This window comes from Paenibacillus sp. DMB20 (assembly GCF_000987955.1).
In the GTDB taxonomy this organism is placed as follows: domain Bacteria; phylum Bacillota; class Bacilli; order Paenibacillales; family Paenibacillaceae; genus Paenibacillus_AQ.
The window spans coordinates 40,429-57,236 of the sequence record NZ_LAZU01000023.1 but is presented as its reverse complement, the minus strand read 5'-3'; the positions used below and the strand labels follow the sequence as shown (position 1 = coordinate 57,236).

Genomic DNA, 16,808 nt, shown 5'->3' with positions numbered 1-16,808 from the left:
AGAAAGTACGTCCAAGGCGTTTTTTTTTAAGAGATAAGAACGTATAAACTACAGAGGTTTGCCATCCTGATCTCGCAAGAAAAACTTCTGCTAAATGCGGTCTGTCTTCTGAGAAAGTACGTCGATAGACGTTTTTTCTTATTGAAAACCGGATCGGTTATCCTGAGCCATGCGCTTGAAAAAGTGACACGTGTGTCGTATAATCAAAAAAGTGACATCTGTGTCATGTTTTGAATTGTTAATCGGCAGGAGGATTTTCGATTATGGGGCAAAAAGGGGAAGAAAAAAAAGAACTATATTTTGAAAAAAGCGGAGCAGGTATTTGCGAGAAAAGGTTACACCTCGGTCACGATGAAAGACATCGTTGAAGAATGCGGAATAAGCCGCGGCGGTTTATACAAATATTTCGGTTCAACCCGGGAAATTTTCGAGGAGCTGCTATCCGGGCAAAAAGGAAACGACGTTTCCTTCTTTTTGGAAGGGATGAGTAACAGGATAAGTGCGACTGACATATTTCATGAATTTTTTTGAAAAACAAAAAACGGAAATGGTCAACATGCAAGGAAGCATTCGGATCGCCGTCTACGAGTATTTCTTGTCTCAAAAAAACGATCTGGCCGCTGACCTATTAAAAGATTACTTCAATGGCGCGGTTGCCCTTGTGTCCCAAACGCTTGCTTACGGGATCGACAGAGGGGAAATCGTTCCGCTGGACACGGAACAAACGGCAAGGCATATCGTGCTCGTGCTTGAAGGGTTAAATACGCTGGCGATGGGCACATCCGTCCCGCCAAAGCTGATAGAAGAACAAACGGGCCTGATCATGAACATGCTGGTCAAAGCCTGAAGGGGAGGTATGCCTAATGAATCCAATTATAAGGGCGGAGGAAGTCACCAAAAAATTCAGCGATAACGAGACGGTTTTGAATGGGGTGAATCTTTCGGTAACCTCCCATACGTTTAACGCTATACTTGGAGCCAGCGGGTCCGGGAAGACGACCTTGCTGAATATCATGTCCGGCTTGTTAAAGCCGACGACAGGCAGGATCTACTATCGCGAAACGGAGATTACCTCCCTGGACAATGAGCGGATGTCATACTTAAAACGGAATGAAATCAGCACCATCTTTCAAGATTACCTGCTGCTGCCGAACTTGACCGTTGCCGAAAACATTCGGATCGGAATCGCGCAAGACCGAAGTTCATTGCCTTTTCGCGAGGTTATCGCTTTATTGGGGATCGAGGATATTCTGGACAAGTTCCCCTCGCAATTATCCGGCGGACAGCAGCAGCGGACCTCCATAGCCAGAGCCATTATCAAGAAGCCGGCGGTTTTATTTTGCGACGAAGCCACGGGGGCGCTGGACGAGGGGAACAGCAAAAGGGTTGTGAAATTGCTGCATGAGGTAAAAAAACAATACGGAATCACCGTTATTTTCGTTACCCATAATTTGAAAATCGCCGATACGGCCGAACGCATTATCACGATGAAGGATGGGCTCGTCCATAAAGACCAGTGGAATGAAGCGCCGATCAGCGCGGATGAAATGAGCTGGGGGCCATGATGTCGGGAACGAAGGGAACCATGAAGTATCTGTATAAGGAAGTTTATAAGAGCCTGTTGAATAATAGAAGTTACATCATTCTGCTCTATCTTTTCATGTCGTTGACTTCATTCATGTATTTCTTTGTCCAGTTTTCGATCGATAGCAATAGGGACGGCTTGCAGGAACTGGTTCGGTCCGGCAGGACGCTTTCGAAGAATCAGAGCGATTTTCTTACGGGCCTGCAGGCCAACGGGGCTCTCGCATGGACGTTTTTTATTATGCTTTTTAATGCTGAGCGCTTTTGTGGTGCATCTATTCTACACGTTTTATTTTAAACGGCATTTGCAAAAAATGGGCTGCTTTCAAGCCTTGGGATTTGCGGATTTGACCATTGCACGGGTTTATCTATATCTCACGATTGCTTTGTCCGCCTCTGCCGCATTGACGGGCATGCTGTTCGGCTGGATGCTGTCGGGCGTGTTGTTGGATGCGTATACCGCTTCCTACGGCATATCGGATGTGAAAAAGGGCATTCAAACAAGCAGTTTCTTTATCGGCGTAATTCCGGTTATATTGGCGGCTGGTTTGACAACCGCCCATTCTTGCAAAGTGTTTTTCAAAAAAGAGCCGGCCTTGCTGATCAAAGGAACGCTGAGAAGAAAAGAATCGGCGCTGCTGGTTCGAATTGCCGACCGGATTTCTGCGGCCATGCCGGAAAGCAAACGGTTCCCCGTGCGAATCGTTTTCCGTAAACCGGCGACGCTTGTTTTGAGCGTGATTGCCGTCGGGGTCAGCGTCACTCTTTTTATCATGAGCATTTCACTCTATTTAAGCAGCAATAAAGTTTATGAATCGCAGACGAATGGCCGTCATTATTCCTTTGACGTGAAATTGAACGCGCTTGGTCAAGACGTAGGGGCGTATGCAGGTTCAGTTTTGTACCTTGAGACTTCGGCATCCGTTATGACGAGCAACCGCAAGGAGCCTGTTCGGCAGCAATTGATCGGTTTGACGGACGGTGGAGATTTATTAACGCTATACAATCAAAACGGTCAACGCTTATCTAAGCCCCAAGGCAATGAAATCTGGATCGGCCCCGGCCTTGAGGAGATCTATGGAGTCAAGAAAGGGGATACGGTCACCCTAAATGTCTCAAACAAGCGCTATTCGGCGATCGTCTCCGACGTGGCGGCAAACGCGGAATCGAATCGTATTTATATGAATAAAGAGCAATTGGCCGAATGGATGAATGTAGAGAAATCATCGTATAACGGATTGTTAAGCAACGATGTGCACTCCGTTCCGAGCGGACGGGTCATAACCGAAGAGGAGCGGCTGTTTGCCCTGGACAAAGCGGCGGTTTCGAACCGGATGAGCGCGGTGATCAACCAACTGCTCGGCTGCATTGCGGGAGGTATTTTAATCTATTTGGTACTGCTTCTGAATTTCCAGGACAGTACCCGGGAAATTTTAATTTTAAGCTTATTGGGATACCGGCCGAAAGAAATCAATAACATGCTCATTGGCGTGTTCGGGCCGATTATCGCTGCCGCGTTCCTGCTCATGCTGTACCCGGGTATCGTTATATGTCGGCAAATCCAGAGAAGCCTGTCCATGCAAACGGGCGATTATATGCCATTTCAAACGAACGTTTTCATTGTGGTGGCTATATTTGTGGTGATGCAAATCATTTATGCCGTTGCAAAAGCGGCATTTACGGCCAAAATCAGGACAATCATCCGCAAGGAAACGATTCATGCGCATATGCAATAACCTCCCCGGCCAGGGACATGGCACTGAGCGAAGGCTCGAAGCCATAATACCAAGGATGCAGTCCAACGGATATGACGACCAGGATAAGACTTGAACCACGAAACCTGAGGTTAGAGGAAATAATTAGCGATAGGAAACTTGGCTAATTAAGCAGAAATTTGTCGCTTTATACTTGCAATCTGATTCAGAAACCGGGAAAATAGAGGATGTGGAGAGTTAATATCATATTATAGTAGAAGGGAAGCATGAGGGTATAATGAGCATGGAAAGCGTTTTGTCTGCGCCTGCACTGCTGATTCGAACGTTTGAGGAGAAAGATTTGGAGTCTGTCACGTCCCTGATGCGCGAATTGAATTATCCCACGACGCTGAATGTGATGCGTGAACGGATGGAGACGATGGCGGCCAACCCGCTGTACTGCAATTTGATTGCGGAGCTGGACGGGAAGGTCATCGGCATGATTATGCTTCGTCAAGTTAAATCCTTCGTAAAGGCCGAAACGGCCACTCAAATTACTTCGTTGATTGTTACCTCAAGCTGCTGCAGCCAAGGCATCGGTAAACGATTGGTTCGCAGCGGAGAGAACTGGGGAAAACAGCAGGGAAGCAACCTCTTGTTTCTCAAAAGCGGCAACCGGGAAGGTTTGGCCCCGGCACATGCATTTTTCGAACATATCGGATTTGAAAAAGCGGGTTATCAGTTTATAAAGCATCTGTAAACCGCCGCTTTTTCTCCACCCGGTCCCATTTGGGGCCGGGTTTTTCTTTTAAAATATGAGATACGCTATCGTCCATTAGAGGGAAGACGAAGTCGTTTCTGCTTGTTTACAGTGAATCGGGGATTGATATACAATCCAGACAAGCCTTTTTATGGAAATCGGTTACATCCTGGTGTTGGCAGCGGGATTTCCGGGCTGAAAAACAAGTAAAGGAAGAAAAAATATGCTAAAGCTGATATTGGTCGATGACGAAGAGGATGTCAGAGAGGGGCTGATCCGGCAGATCGACTGGGAAGGAAACGGATTTCTGGTCACGGATCGGGCGGAGAACGGGCGCGAAGCCATGGAGATGATCGAAAAGAGTCGGCCGGACGTCGTCGTGACGGATATCCATATGCCTTTTATGGACGGCCTTCAGCTTGCCGAATGGGTCAGGGAGACGTATCCCTTGACAAAAATCATTATTTTAACGGGCTATGACGAGTTTGAATATGCCCGCCGGGCGATAAGGCTGCAGATCGACGAATATGTCCTGAAACCGTTTTCCGCCGGGGAGTTGGTTGATATACTGCGGAAAGTGAAAGAACAAATCGAACTGGAAACCGTTGAAAAGGAAAATATCCAGCTGCTGCGGGAGCATTACCAAAGAAGCCTGCCTGTTTTAAGAGAGCTGTTTCTGGCCGAACTGGTATCCGGCCGCATTTCGAAGAAGGATATCCGGGAAAAGCGGGACACGCTCGGAATGGATCTGACGGAGGGACCGTATCTGGCTTCGGTGATCTCTCTTGATGCTCCGGTTCAGGTTGATCCTCCGGGGCATCAGCAGGCCTCGATTCTTGGGACTGGCCGGGAAAGCCGGAGCTTGCAGCTGTTTGCCGTACGCAACATTGCGGAGGAGCTGTGTGCCGATACGCCGGATCATTTGGTGTTTATGGCAGGAGAGGACATTGCCCTGATTGCCTGCCGTCTTCGCGACACGGATGAAGTCCCCCGAAGAACGCTGCGGCTGCTGGAATTGATTCGCGACAAGGTGGTGCGTTTTCTCCATCGGAGCATCACGATCGGCGTGGGGTCCGTGATGGAGGAAGTAAGCCGTTTGCATCAATCTTATCGGGATGCGAGGCAGGCCCTGGACTACCGGCTTGTTATGGGAGGCGGCAAGGTTATCTGGATCCACGACGTCGAAACATCAGGTGCGCGGCGGGAGAGGCTGAGTTTGGACGGTTTCATGGAACAACAGCTGATTCGCGGCATTAAGGTAGGAACCGGGGAGGAACGCTCGCGCGTGGTTGAAGAACTGTTTGATCAACATAAATCGGTAACAGCCTCCATCCAGGACTACCAGATTTATTGGCTTGAACTGATGGCGGTGGTTCTCCGGCTCGCCAAGGAGAGCGGAACCGACCCGCAGGAACTGTTCGGTCCAGGCAGCAATCCGCTGTCCGAATTTTCCTCTTTTACGGGACCGGAACATTTAAAGGAACGGCTGAAGGACATATGTGCACAACTAGCCTGCAAATTTGAAAGCGGCCGAACTTCAAGTACCCGCTCCTCGGTGGAAGATGCCAAGGCGTATGTGCAAAGGCATTACGCGGACAATGAGCTGTCCATCGGGGAAGTTTGCAGACAGCTGCATATCAGCACGGGCTATTTCAGCACCATTTTTAAAAAGGAAACGGGAATGACGTTTGTTACCTATTTGATGTTTGTGCGATTGGAGGCGGCCAAAAAGCTGCTGCGGACAACGGAGTTAAAGGCTTTTGAAATTGCGGAAAAAACCGGATTTTCGGATCCGAATTATTTCAGCTTCTGCTTTCGGAAGAAGTTTGGCCTGTCCCCGAAAGAGTACCGCTTGTCGGGAGAGGGGTAGAGCCGGATGAAGCGGGACGAAAATGGTTTGTTTTATTGGAAAAAAAGGCTGTGCGACCTGATGGCAATCCGCCTGAGGAGCATTCAGGTCATGATCACCTTTCTTTTTTCCATCGTCACGATGCTGGTTGTGCTTGCCGTCAGTTTTCTGTTGTACGATAAATTTTCCAGGACCGCCGAAGACAATGCTTATTTGAATATTCAGCAAATTATCGATCAGGTAAAGAGCAATCTGGAAACTTACGTAAAAGGCATGCAGGATATTTACGCCGTGGTGGAAGAACAGTTCGACAGCGCACTTGAAGTCGGAGACGGCCCTCTTTACGGGCAGTTGTCCACCCTGCTGCAAACGAGGGAGGATCTGGTGTCGATTGCTCTTTTCACCCCGAAAGGCGAACCTGTCATTCACGTGCCTGAGCTTCCGATGATGCGCAATACCGGGCTAACCTCCCAAAGCTGGTTTGAGACATCCGTGAGGGAGCCGGGAAAATGGCTGATTTCGGCCCCTCATATCCAAAATCTGTACGCGGGGCAGTACAAATGGGTCGTGTCCATGAGCAAAACGGTCACATATACATCCCAAGGTCAAAAGAAAACGGGAGTGCTCCTGGTGGACATTAATTTTCGTACGATTGACGAGCTCAGCTCCCGCGTAAGCCTCGGCAAAAAAAGGCTATGCCTACATCACGGATTCGGTTGGCAATATCGTGTATCATCCACAGCAGCAGTTGATCCACGCCGGCTTGAAGTACGAAAACTTGGAGACCGCTCTAAACTATAGTTTCGGCAGTTATACCGACCATTCGACTGGGGAAGAGCGATACATCACGGTCCGGTCGGTTCGCCCCATCCGCTGGAAGATTGTCGGCGTGGCCTACCCGGATGAAATCGTGACGACCAAGAGGGATCTGGGAGAGTTCCTGATTTGGTTTCTTGCGGTGGTGCTCGCTTTTGTGGTGGTCATTTCCGTTTTCGTATCCGCCAAAATCTCCAAGCCGATCCGCCGTCTTGAAAAATCGGTGAAAAAGGTGGAACGGGGCGATTTCTCATCGTCGGTAGACGTGCAGGGTTTTGTGGAGGTGGAGCGTGTGTCCCATCGTTTCAACTTGATGGTGCAGCGGATCCGGGAGCTGATGCAGCAGATCATCCGGGAGCAGGAGGCCAAGCGGAAAAGCGAACTGGATGTTCTGCAGGCCCAGATCAATCCGCATTTTTTGTACAACACGCTGAATTCCGTTATACGGCTTGCGGAAAGCGGGAGGAATGAAGAGGTTGTCAAGACCATTACCTCATTGTCCAAGCTGTTCCGGATCAGCCTTAGCAAAGGCAGTCATATTATTACGGTGCGCGAAGAGCTGGAGCATGTCCGCAATTATCTGATTATCCAGAACATCCGCTACAAGAACAAGTTTCGATTCACCATTGATGCGGAGGAGCAGGTGCTGGACTGCCTGACCTTAAAGCTGATCCTGCAGCCTTTGGTTGAAAATGCGATTGTGCACGGTCTGGAGGAATTGTATGGGCCCGGCATGATACGTATCGAGGCGCGTCGAGTTGAGGGGAATGTTCAAATCATGATAACGGATAACGGTTTGGGAATGTCGCCCGAAAAGCTGGTGTCTGTATTGAACGGTTGCCCGGACAGCAAGAGAGGATCGGGGGTGGGCGTTCAAAACGTCCAAGAGCGTATTCGTCTGGCTTACGGCCAGGCTTACGGGCTTGCTTTTGAGAGCGAGAGGGAAGAGGGAACCACCGTTACGGTGACCCTCCCCGTGCAACTGGACACCGGTCCGGCGGAGAGGAGGCTTTCTTCATGAAACGATCAATAGCCAACATATTGGCTGCCGTCATGTTTCTGGGCATAACCGGCTGTTCCGGAGATGCGCCGGATAGCCAGAAGCAAGGCACTCGACGCATCGATATGATCGTCAAGATGAATCGCGGGGAATACTGGAAAACCGTGAAAATGGGCGCGCAAGTCGCGGCAAAGGAATTTGACGTGGAGCTGCGTTTCGATGCGCCGGCCAACGAGGACGACATTGAAGGACAGATCGAGATGGTGGAGAACGCCATCGAGCGGCAGACTGACGCGATCGTGCTGGCTGCCAGCGATTATATGGAGCTTGGGCAAGCGGCGGATAAAGCGGCATATAACGGAATCCCGGTTATATCCTTGGACGCGAACGTGGCCTCGGCCAGAGTGGAAACCCGAATTGGAGCGAATAACTACGAAGCGGGGCAGAAAGTGGCGGAACGGATGGTCAAGCTGCTTGGCGGTACCGGAAAAATCGGTGTCGTAAGCTTTGTAAAAGGAGCTTATGACGAGGAGGAACGCCTTGAGGGGCTGACGGATTATATCGCCCGTTTTCCCGGTATCGAACTGATGGAGATCGGTTATTCCGGTTCCGATGAGGACTTGGCATCCAGCATTACAAGGAGAATGATCCGAACCCATGATTTGGACGGAATCATCACATTGAACAGCGTTTCCTCCGTGGGGGCGGCCCGGGAGGTCAAGGATCTTGGGCTCGGCGGCAAAGTCAAGCTGGTCACCTTTGACAGTACTCCTGAAATCATCGGCCTGCTCCAGGATGGGATCGTTCAGGCCACGCTGATCCAGAACCCCTTCAGCAACGGGTATTTGGCTGTGCAGCATGCGGTTGAAGCGCTAAAAGGCAATAAAGTTCCGGAAATGGTGGAAACGCCGACCAAAATGATCGATCTGGTCAACATGCTGTGGCCCGAGAACCAGAAACAGCTATTCCCATTTGTCCGATAATCGAAAGCGGAGTGCTTCTGAAGCATTCCGTTTTTAAATGAAGAACATAAACACATGAGAATTTTTATAGAACTGATGAGAATTTTGTATTAAGAAGCGAAGTGGAATCCGCAATAATGAAAGCGTAAACAAATTCCGGTCTGATAATTGAAAAGATAAACAGGAGGTCTGCATGATGAAAAAAGCAACATCCGTACTGCTCGCCGGAGCTCTGCTCGGGGGCGCGCTTGCCGGCTGTTCCGGCACGGGAAGCAAGGAAGGAAGCGGGGACAAAGACCCGAAGGTCGGAGTCGCGATTTATAAATTCGACGACACCTTTATGACCGGCGTCCGGAATTCCATCAAAGAGAATGCCGAAGGGGTCGCTTCCGTCGATATCGTGGACAGCCAAAACTCCCAGCCGACCCAAAACGACAAAATTGATTTGTTCATCAGCAAAAAATCGGATGCTCTGGTGATCAACCCGGTCGACCGGACGGCTGCGGGAGTCATTATCGATAAAGCTAAAGCGGCGGATACGCCCGTCGTGTTCCTGAACCGCGAGCCGCTGCCGGAAGATATGAAGAAATGGGAGAAGGTTTACTACGTTGGCGCGAAAGCAGCGGAATCGGGAACGATGTCCGGCGAACTGATCGCCGATTATTGGAAAGCCAATCCGAAGGCCGATAAGAACGGGGACGGCGTTCTGCAGTACGTGATGCTGATGGGCGAGCCGGGTCATCAGGACGCGGAGCTTCGCACGAAGTTTTCCGTGGATGCCATCGTTAACGCAGGCATCAAGGTGGAAAAAGTCGCCGAGGATACAGGCATGTGGGACCGCGTCAAAGGCCAGGAGAAGATGGCTGCCTTCCTGTCAGCCCATGGGGATAAAATCGAAGCCGTGCTGGCGAACAACGACGACATGGCGCTCGGAGCAATCGAGGCACTGAAAGCGGCGGGCTATTTCAAAGGCGATAAAACGATGCCGGTCGTGGGCGTGGATGCAACCGCTCCGGCTCTCGAAGCGCTCAAGGAAGGGACCCTGCTTGGAACGGTTTTGAACGATGCCGCCAATCAGGGGAAAGCCTCCGTCGTGCTGGCTTCTTTGCTGGCCAAAGGCGAATCGCCGACCATGGAAAACGTGGGCTATGAAATCACGGATAATCAATACATTTGGATCTCCTATAAAAAAAATTACGAAAGACAACATGGATGAAGCTAAATAAGGCCTTTCTTAAAATTGCAGGCGGGAGCGGACGGCAGTCTGCTCCTTTATTTTTGGAGCTGTGGCGTTGGGGCAATATAGCGGCTCTCTCATTCGGGTACGGGATTGAAGCAACGAAAACGGAACAAAGGAGGGGAAACTCATGTCGGAGCATCCTTTTTTGCTTGAGATGAACGACATCACCAAGGAATTTCCCGGGGTTAAGGCGCTTGACGGAGTGACGCTTAAGGTGAGACCGGGTACGGTACATGCCCTGATGGGGGAAAACGGAGCAGGCAAATCCACGCTCATGAAATGCCTGTTCGGAATTTATGAGCCGGAAGGCGGGGAGATCTATCTGAACGGCGGGAAGGTGGTGATCCGGAATTCCAAAGATGCGCTAATTCTGGGCATCTCGATGATTCATCAGGAGCTTCACCCGATCCCGTTTAGGAGTGTTATGGAGAATATTTGGCTTGGCCGATTCCCGACGGTCGGATACGGGCCGTTTCAGTTCGTAGACCACAAAAAGATGAAACAAGACACGGTGGAGTTATTCCACGATCTAGGCATTGACATCGATCCCGATATCAAGGTCGGCAGGTTATCCGTTTCCAGGGTGCAGTCCATAGAAATCGCTAAAGCGGTATCATACCGTTCCCGCGTTATCGTCATGGATGAGCCTACATCTTCTTTGACCGCCGTCGAGGTCGATCATTTGTTCCGAATTATCAGGGATTTGAAGGAGCGCGGAGTCGCAATAATTTATATCTCCCACAAAATGGAGGAAATTCTGCAAATCTCGGATGACGTCACGATCATGCGGGACGGCAGGAAGATCGGGACTTGGCCGGCAGCGGAGCTGACGACCGATTCGATCATATCCAAAATGGTGGGCCGCGATCTGACGCGGCGCTTCCCCGAGCGGGAGCATGTGCCGGGCGAAGTACTGCTGGAGGTACGGAATCTGACTTCGATCATTCCGAAATCTTTTAGGAGTGTTACATTCTCGCTTCGCCGCGGAGAGATTCTTGGGATTGGCGGTTTGGTGGGTGCCCAGAGGACGGAACTGATCGAGGCGCTGTTCGGGCTCCGGGAAATTGCATCGGGAAACATTTTGCTGAAGGGACGTGAAGTGAACATCAAATCGCCGGAGGATGCCAAAAAACAAGGGTTTGCCCTTTTGACGGAAGAAAGACGCGCAACGGGGATATTTCCTGTGCTGTCCGTGCACGAAAACGGAGCGGTGGCCAATCTGAAAAATTACAGGAACATGTATTTTCTGCTGAATGAAAAGAAAAAAAAAGGCGGATGTAACCAGAATGGTCGAGAAGTTAAGAACGAAAACGCCTTCCCAGCGCACCCGGATCATGAACCTGTCGGGCGGGAATCAGCAGAAGGTGCTTCTGGCCCGGTGGCTGCTGACAGAACCGGATATTCTGCTGCTGGATGAGCCGACTCGCGGAATCGACGTCGGCGCCAAATTTGAAATTTACAGTATTATAGCGGATCTCGCGAAGCAGGGAAAAAGCATTATTATGATCTCGTCCGAAATGCCCGAACTGCTCGGCATGTCGGACCGGATTCTGGTCATGTCGGAAGGACGCCTGACCGGAATACTCGAAGGCGGCGAGGCAACGGAAGAAAACGTCATGCGCCTTGCGGCACAGCATTAGGAAGGGGCAGAAGGAGGAAAAGTATGAATACACTGAAAATGCGTCATTTTGCGTCGGAGAACGCGATATACCTGGTTCTTATCGTTCTTGTTTTGGGCATAACCGTCTATGATCCTTCATTTTTTTCGATCCAGTCTTTACGCGACGTGCTGGTCCAATCTTCCACTCGGGCGATCATAGCGCTTGGCGTAGCCTTTATTCTGATCACCGGGGGCACGGACTTGTCTGCAGGGCGAATCGTGGGATTATCGGCGGTCATATCGGCTTCCATGCTGCAAAAATCGGACTATCCCAAACCGTTCTTTCCGGACATGCCGGAGCTGTGGTTTATTGTGCCCGTAATTCTGGCGATTACAGCAGGAATTGCGTTCGGCTTCATTAACGGTGTCATCGTGGCCAAGTTTAATGTTCCCCCGTTCATTGCCACGCTCGGCACGATGGTTGCGGTGCTTGGCGTCAACTCGATTTATTTTGATATGGAACCGAACAATTCCCAGCCGATCGGCGGTCTTAGGGAAGATTTTACGAAAAGTTTGGGTACGGGGTATATCGGCAGCGGAGACTTCACGGTTCCTTACATTGTGCTGATCGCTTTGGGAGTGGCTTGCATTGTATGGGTTATTTTTAATAAAACCCGGCTGGGCAAAAATATGTACGCGATCGGCGGCAACATCCAGGCAGCCCGCGTATCGGGAATTAATGTCGCGCGCAGCCTCATCATTATTTATTCCATCGCCGGGGCTCTTTACGGCATGGCCGGCGTTCTCGAAGCCGCCAGAACCGGCGGAGCGACGAACAACTACGGAAACATGTACGAGCTTGATGCCATCGCAGCCTGCGTGGTCGGCGGCGTATCCACAACGGGCGGCATCGGTACGGTGCCTGGCGTGATGGCGGGCGTGCTGATTTTCACCATCATCAACTACGGCCTCACGTTTATCGGCGTCAGCCCGTATTGGCAGCTGATTATTAAAGGAGCTATTATCGTAGCTGCCGTAGCGTTCGATATGCGTAAATACGCTGCGAAAAAGTAAAACATCTCCTGACAGTGTATTAAGTGCTTGAAATATTCCTGGCTTGTCGAAAGACCTTTATCCGTTTCCGTGGAACGGTTTGAGGTCTTTTTTTATATGAATGTGGGGTTCATCATGGCTCGTTTTTCTCGCCAAATACGCTTGTTATTTGAGAAACAGGATGCGCAGACGATTTTAACGTTTATTTCGGCAAAACATTATAATGTTTATTTACGTTTGCCTTATATCGTGGTAATGTAAACATTATAATGTTCCTATTGCTGGAGGTGAGAACCATACAAGAACGATATGTATTGCGAAATTTGAGGTTTGTTGACGGGACAGAGGTTGACATCGAGATTGAAAACGGAACTGTTGCAGGGATAACCGCAGGAGGCCTGGGGCACGGGAGCATCGTAAAGGATTGCTCAGGCTTATATGTATCCAGCGGTTGGATCGATATGCATGTTCATGCGTTTCCTGAATTCGATCCTTACGGCGATGAGATCGATGAAATCGGAGTGAAGCAGGGTGTAACCACGATCGTGGACGCGGGAAGCTGCGGCGCCGACCGGATCGGCGACCTTGCCAGGAGCGCTGAACAGGCATTGACGAATGTGTTTGCTTTTTTTAAACATATCGCGGATCGGGCTGCAAAGGGTGGACGAGTTATCCCGTCTGGAGTGGATCGACCGGCAAAAAGTTTTGAGCGCCGCCCATGCCTACCCTGGGTTTATCGTCGGCTTGAAAGCGAGAATCAGCCGAAGCGTGGTGAAGGATAGCGGCATCCGGCCGCTTGTCATTGCCAGGGAGCTGTCGGATGAAACGGGGCTCCCGCTTATGGTGCATATCGGATCGGCGCCTCCCGACATTACGGAGGTCATTCCGATGCTGAGGAAGAACGATATCATCACCCATTATCTTAACGGAAAAAGCAATAATTTGTTTGACGAGAGCGGAGGGCCGCTAAAGGTGCTGACGGAGGCTGTTCGGCGCGGCGTTCATTTGGACGTGGGTCATGGCACGGCCAGCTTTTCCTTCCGGGTGGCTGAAGCGGCGAAGCTCCACGGCATCCGCCCGGATACGATCAGCACGGATATTTACCGGGGGAACCGGCTGCATGGGCCGGTATACAGCATGGCGAACGTGCTCACGAAATTTCTCGGCCTGGGCTATCCGCTGCAGGAAGTGATCCCGCTGGTCACGGAGCATGCGGCCCGCTGGCTGGGCAGGCCGGAGCTTGGCCGGATTCATGTTGGGGAGGCAGCGAATTTGACGGTTTTTGCCTTGAACGACGAGGCAGTGGAATTGGTGGATTCGGAAGGGGAACGAAGAGTATACGGTCGTAACATCGAACCTAAAGGAGTCGTGATCAATGGACAATTCATGGAATGCGAAGTACGGTCTGAAACGAGTCATTAATGCCAGCGGACGGATGAGCATCCTGGGCGTTTCCGCTCCGACCGACACGGTGATGGAAGCGATGAAGCAGGGCGGTCAGCGTTACGTGGAGATTGCGGATCTCGTCGATAAAGCCGGTGATCACGTTGCGAGCGTGATCGGCTCGGAGGCTGCGGTGGTTGTCAATTCCGCGTCCAGCGGGATCGCTTTATCCGTGGCTGCGATCGTTACGCGCGGAAACCGCCGTTTGAGCGAGCGATTGCATCAGGAGGCCATACCCGTGAATGAGATCATCGTATTGAAGGGCCATAATGTGCAGTATGGCGCCCCTGTCGAGACGATGGTTTATCTGGGAGGCGGCAAGCTGGTTGAAGTCGGTTATGCCAACGAAGGCCGTGTGGAGCATATCGAGGATGCCATTACGGACAAGACGGCGGCCGTGCTCTATGTGAAATCGCATCATGCCGTCCAGAAAAACATGATCTCCGTCGAGGAGGCCTGGGAGGTGGCCCGGCGGAAAGGGGTGCCGATGATCGTGGACGCGGCCGCGGAAGAAGATCTGCAGAAGTATGTCCGTTATTCGGATCTCGCCATTTACAGCGGCTCCAAAGCGATAGAGGGACCGACTTCGGGCATTGTCGCGGGTAAGCGGAATTATATCGATTGGGTGAAGGTCCAACTGCACGGCATCGGCCGGAGCATGAAGGTCGGAAAAGAAACGACTTTCGGGCTGCTTCAGGCGCTGGATGAATATACCGTCAAGGAAGACAGAAGCGAGGAGGAAAAGGAAGCGCTTCAGGCGCTTATGCCGTTAAATGACCTTCCCGGCATTAAAGTAACGGTCGTGCAGGACGAAGCCGGGCGGGCGATTTTCCGGGCACGGGTTCACATCGATCCGGTTGAAGCGGGCATAACGGCACAGGAAGCGGCCAAACGCCTGCAAAATGGGGAAATTGCCATATACACAAGGGATTATGGCGTCAGACAGGGATATTTCGATATCGATCCCCGTCCGCTGATGGGGGACGATCTGCAGGTCATTGAAGCGAAAATACGGGAACTTACAGGGGGACGTTAAGATGGCAACGATTGAAAAGCGATTTTACAAAGACCGGGTTGCTTTAAACGTGTTGGCGAAGGATATCGCCAATGCCAAAGAGATATTCGAAGCCGCGGAGGGATATGTGCTGGTCGGAGTTTTGTCCAAGAATTACAACACGGTCGAAGAAGCGGTTGCGGCCATGAAGCAGTACGGTCAGGAGATCGAAGACGCGGTATCCATCGGGCTGGGTGCCGGAGATAACCGTCAGGCAGCCGTCGTAGCGGAAATCGCCAAGTTCTATCCCGGAAGCCACATCAATCAGGTGTTCCCGGCAGTGGGAGCAACCCGAGCCAATCTGGGAGGTCGAAACAGCTGGATCAACAGTCTGGTATCGCCTGCAGGTGAAGCCGGCTTCGTTAATATTTCCACAGGACCGATCAGCGCGGCTCAAGGAGAACCTGCCATCGTTCCCGTGAAATCGGCCATTGGGCTTGTGAAGGATATGGGCGGGAACGCGTTGAAATATTTTCCGATGGAAGGACTGAGCAGGGAGGAAGAGTACCGCGCGGTAGCGAAAGCTTGTGCGGAGGAAGGCTTCGCCCTGGAACCGACCGGAGGCATCGATATGGACAATTTCGAGGAAATTCTGCGAATCGCGCTGGAAGCCGGCGTCCCGCGGGTTATACCGCATGTGTATTCGTCGATCATCGATAAGGATAGCGGTTTAACGCGGCTGGAGGATGTGCGGGAACTGACCCGGACGATGAAAAGGCTGGCGGACCGTTATGCCTAAGAGGATTGCGGCTTTCGGCGAAGTCATGATGCGACTGCAGGTGCCGGGCCATGATATGCTGTCCCAAGCCTCTACGCTCAACTATTCGTTCTCGGGAACCGGCGTAAACGTCGCTTCGGCATTGTCACGGTTCGGCCATGCCGGGTATCTGATTTCCAGGCTGCCCGCCAATCCCTTGGGTGAAGCTGCAATGTCTTCACTAAGAAAACTGGGGATTGCGACATCGTTTATCGAACGGGGCGGGCAGTATCTGGGCATGTATTTCCTGGAGAACGGTTTTGGGGTCCGGCCAAGCCGGGTCACCTACAGCAACCGTCTGGGAAGCAGCTTTAACACGGCCCCGGAAAGGACTTATGACTACGGCGGCATTGCGGATGCGGTGGACGCGGTTCATTTTTGCGGGATCGCTCTGGCCATGAACGAATCCGTCCGGAAGCATATGAAGTCTATCGCCGAAAAGGTGAAGGAACGGGGCGGCACCGTTATTTTCGACTGCAATTACCGCCCCTCGCTCTGGGGAGAGGAGGGGTATTCGAAGGCCAAACGGCATTATGAAGATATGCTGGGGCTCTCCGATATCGTCCTCATGAACGAGAAAGACGCTTTGCATATACTGGGCCTTTCATCGGCAAAAACGGAGCGCGGGGAACAGCTGGTCGAGCTGATCCCGGTTGTGGCCGAGCGGTTCGGGCTGAGCGCCGTGGCCGGGACGCACCGGTCCGTCAATGATGACAATACGCACAGCCTGACCGGTTATCTTTATAAGAATACGAAGTTTCACTTCTCCGACAAGCTTACCTTCTCCGTCTATGACCGGATCGGAGCGGGGGACGCATATGCCAGCGGGATCATTCATGGCGAGCTGGAGGGTTATCCTCCGGAACAAACCGTGCGGTTTGCGGCGGCAGCGGGGATGCTTGCGCATACGGTGGCGGGAGATACGCCCATGGCGACGGAGAGCGACATTTTTCGTGCCATGACGGAAGCGGCAGGAGATATAGAAAGGTAGTGAAT

General features: G+C 51.5%; 13 protein-coding genes and 3 pseudogenes. All 16 read left to right on the top strand.

Features of this window, described 5'->3' with window-relative positions; translation table 11 throughout:
* The first annotated feature begins 351 nt into the window (after window positions 1-351).
* The 16 genes and pseudogenes from XI25_RS36820 to XI25_RS10580 all read left to right on the top strand — a co-directional run bounded on the left by XI25_RS36820 (window position 352) and on the right by XI25_RS10580 (window position 16,803).
* The gene (locus XI25_RS36820; protein WP_442950377.1) at window positions 352-531 is read left to right on the top strand and encodes a helix-turn-helix domain-containing protein; all 180 of its coding nucleotides are present in this window, start codon (window positions 352-354) and stop codon (window positions 529-531) included.
* Complete coding sequence (locus tag XI25_RS10655; RefSeq protein ID WP_046678573.1) at window positions 518-847, top strand: hypothetical protein; 330 nt, start codon at window positions 518-520, stop codon at window positions 845-847. Before XI25_RS36820 ends, XI25_RS10655 begins: the two co-directional genes overlap by 14 nt.
* A 16-nt stretch (window positions 848-863) precedes the next feature.
* On the top strand, window positions 864-1,565 hold the full coding sequence (locus tag XI25_RS10650; RefSeq protein ID WP_046678572.1) for an ABC transporter ATP-binding protein: 702 nt from the start codon (window positions 864-866) through the stop codon (window positions 1,563-1,565).
* A gap of 123 nt (window positions 1,566-1,688) precedes the next feature.
* Window positions 1,689-3,320 (top strand): FtsX-like permease family protein, encoded by a 1,632-nt coding sequence (locus XI25_RS10640; protein ID WP_327204765.1) that lies wholly within the window; start codon window positions 1,689-1,691, stop codon window positions 3,318-3,320.
* Between the two features lie 262 nt (window positions 3,321-3,582).
* A complete protein-coding gene (locus XI25_RS10635) occupies window positions 3,583-4,038 on the top strand; it encodes a GNAT family N-acetyltransferase (protein ID WP_235439816.1) in 456 nt (151 codons plus the stop codon).
* Window positions 4,039-4,261: 223 nt separating this feature from the next.
* On the top strand, window positions 4,262-5,908 hold the full coding sequence (locus tag XI25_RS10630) for a response regulator (RefSeq protein ID WP_046678568.1): 1,647 nt from the start codon (window positions 4,262-4,264) through the stop codon (window positions 5,906-5,908).
* A 6-nt stretch (window positions 5,909-5,914) separates the two neighbouring features.
* The gene (locus XI25_RS36220) at window positions 5,915-6,688 is read left to right on the top strand and encodes a cache domain-containing protein (protein ID WP_327204764.1); all 774 of its coding nucleotides are present in this window, start codon (window positions 5,915-5,917) and stop codon (window positions 6,686-6,688) included.
* Complete coding sequence (locus tag XI25_RS36215; protein ID WP_327204763.1) at window positions 6,615-7,724, top strand: sensor histidine kinase; 1,110 nt, start codon at window positions 6,615-6,617, stop codon at window positions 7,722-7,724. Before XI25_RS36220 ends, XI25_RS36215 begins: the two co-directional genes overlap by 74 nt.
* On the top strand, window positions 7,721-8,686 hold the full coding sequence (locus tag XI25_RS10620) for a substrate-binding domain-containing protein (RefSeq protein ID WP_082112319.1): 966 nt from the start codon (window positions 7,721-7,723) through the stop codon (window positions 8,684-8,686). Before XI25_RS36215 ends, XI25_RS10620 begins: the two co-directional genes overlap by 4 nt.
* Before the next feature lie 175 nt (window positions 8,687-8,861).
* Window positions 8,862-9,891 (top strand): annotated as a pseudogene (locus tag XI25_RS10615) (galactose ABC transporter substrate-binding protein).
* Between the two features lie 141 nt (window positions 9,892-10,032).
* Window positions 10,033-11,545 (top strand): annotated as a pseudogene (locus XI25_RS10610) (sugar ABC transporter ATP-binding protein).
* Between the two features lie 23 nt (window positions 11,546-11,568).
* Window positions 11,569-12,579 (top strand): galactose/methyl galactoside ABC transporter permease MglC, encoded by a 1,011-nt coding sequence (mglC, locus tag XI25_RS10605; RefSeq protein ID WP_046678567.1) that lies wholly within the window; start codon window positions 11,569-11,571, stop codon window positions 12,577-12,579.
* Window positions 12,580-12,854: 275 nt separating this feature from the next.
* Window positions 12,855-13,980, top strand: a pseudogene (locus XI25_RS10595) (amidohydrolase/deacetylase family metallohydrolase).
* Window positions 13,934-15,037 (top strand): DgaE family pyridoxal phosphate-dependent ammonia lyase, encoded by a 1,104-nt coding sequence (locus tag XI25_RS10590; protein ID WP_046678565.1) that lies wholly within the window; start codon window positions 13,934-13,936, stop codon window positions 15,035-15,037. Before XI25_RS10595 ends, XI25_RS10590 begins: the two are co-directional and overlap by 47 nt.
* A 1-nt stretch (window position 15,038) precedes the next feature.
* A complete protein-coding gene (gene dagF / locus XI25_RS10585) occupies window positions 15,039-15,794 on the top strand; it encodes a 2-dehydro-3-deoxy-phosphogluconate aldolase (protein WP_046678564.1) in 756 nt (251 codons plus the stop codon).
* Window positions 15,787-16,803: a sugar kinase gene (locus XI25_RS10580; RefSeq protein ID WP_046678563.1), complete on the top strand. Its 1,017-nt coding sequence runs from the start codon at window positions 15,787-15,789 to the stop codon at window positions 16,801-16,803. The genes dagF and XI25_RS10580 overlap by 8 nt, the downstream gene beginning before the upstream one ends.
* Window positions 16,804-16,808 lie beyond the last annotated feature (5 nt).

What these genes read in the sequence shown, in the direction of transcription:
- XI25_RS10655 (WP_046678573.1), top strand. Translation starts at nt 518, where the DNA reads ATGAATTTTTTTGAAAAACAAAAAACGGAAATGGTCAACATGCAAGGA.
- mglC (WP_046678567.1), top strand. Translation starts at nt 11,569, where the DNA reads ATGAATACACTGAAAATGCGTCATTTTGCGTCGGAGAACGCGATATAC.
- XI25_RS10630 (WP_046678568.1), top strand. Translation starts at nt 4,262, where the DNA reads ATGCTAAAGCTGATATTGGTCGATGACGAAGAGGATGTCAGAGAGGGG.
- XI25_RS36820 (WP_442950377.1), top strand. Translation starts at nt 352, where the DNA reads ATGAAAGACATCGTTGAAGAATGCGGAATAAGCCGCGGCGGTTTATAC.
- XI25_RS36220 (WP_327204764.1), top strand. Translation starts at nt 5,915, where the DNA reads ATGAAGCGGGACGAAAATGGTTTGTTTTATTGGAAAAAAAGGCTGTGC.
- XI25_RS10590 (WP_046678565.1), top strand. Translation starts at nt 13,934, where the DNA reads ATGGACAATTCATGGAATGCGAAGTACGGTCTGAAACGAGTCATTAAT.
- XI25_RS10650 (WP_046678572.1), top strand. Translation starts at nt 864, where the DNA reads ATGAATCCAATTATAAGGGCGGAGGAAGTCACCAAAAAATTCAGCGAT.
- XI25_RS10580 (WP_046678563.1), top strand. Translation starts at nt 15,787, where the DNA reads ATGCCTAAGAGGATTGCGGCTTTCGGCGAAGTCATGATGCGACTGCAG.
- dagF (WP_046678564.1), top strand. Translation starts at nt 15,039, where the DNA reads ATGGCAACGATTGAAAAGCGATTTTACAAAGACCGGGTTGCTTTAAAC.
- XI25_RS10635 (WP_235439816.1), top strand. Translation starts at nt 3,583, where the DNA reads ATGGAAAGCGTTTTGTCTGCGCCTGCACTGCTGATTCGAACGTTTGAG.
- XI25_RS10620 (WP_082112319.1), top strand. Translation starts at nt 7,721, where the DNA reads ATGAAACGATCAATAGCCAACATATTGGCTGCCGTCATGTTTCTGGGC.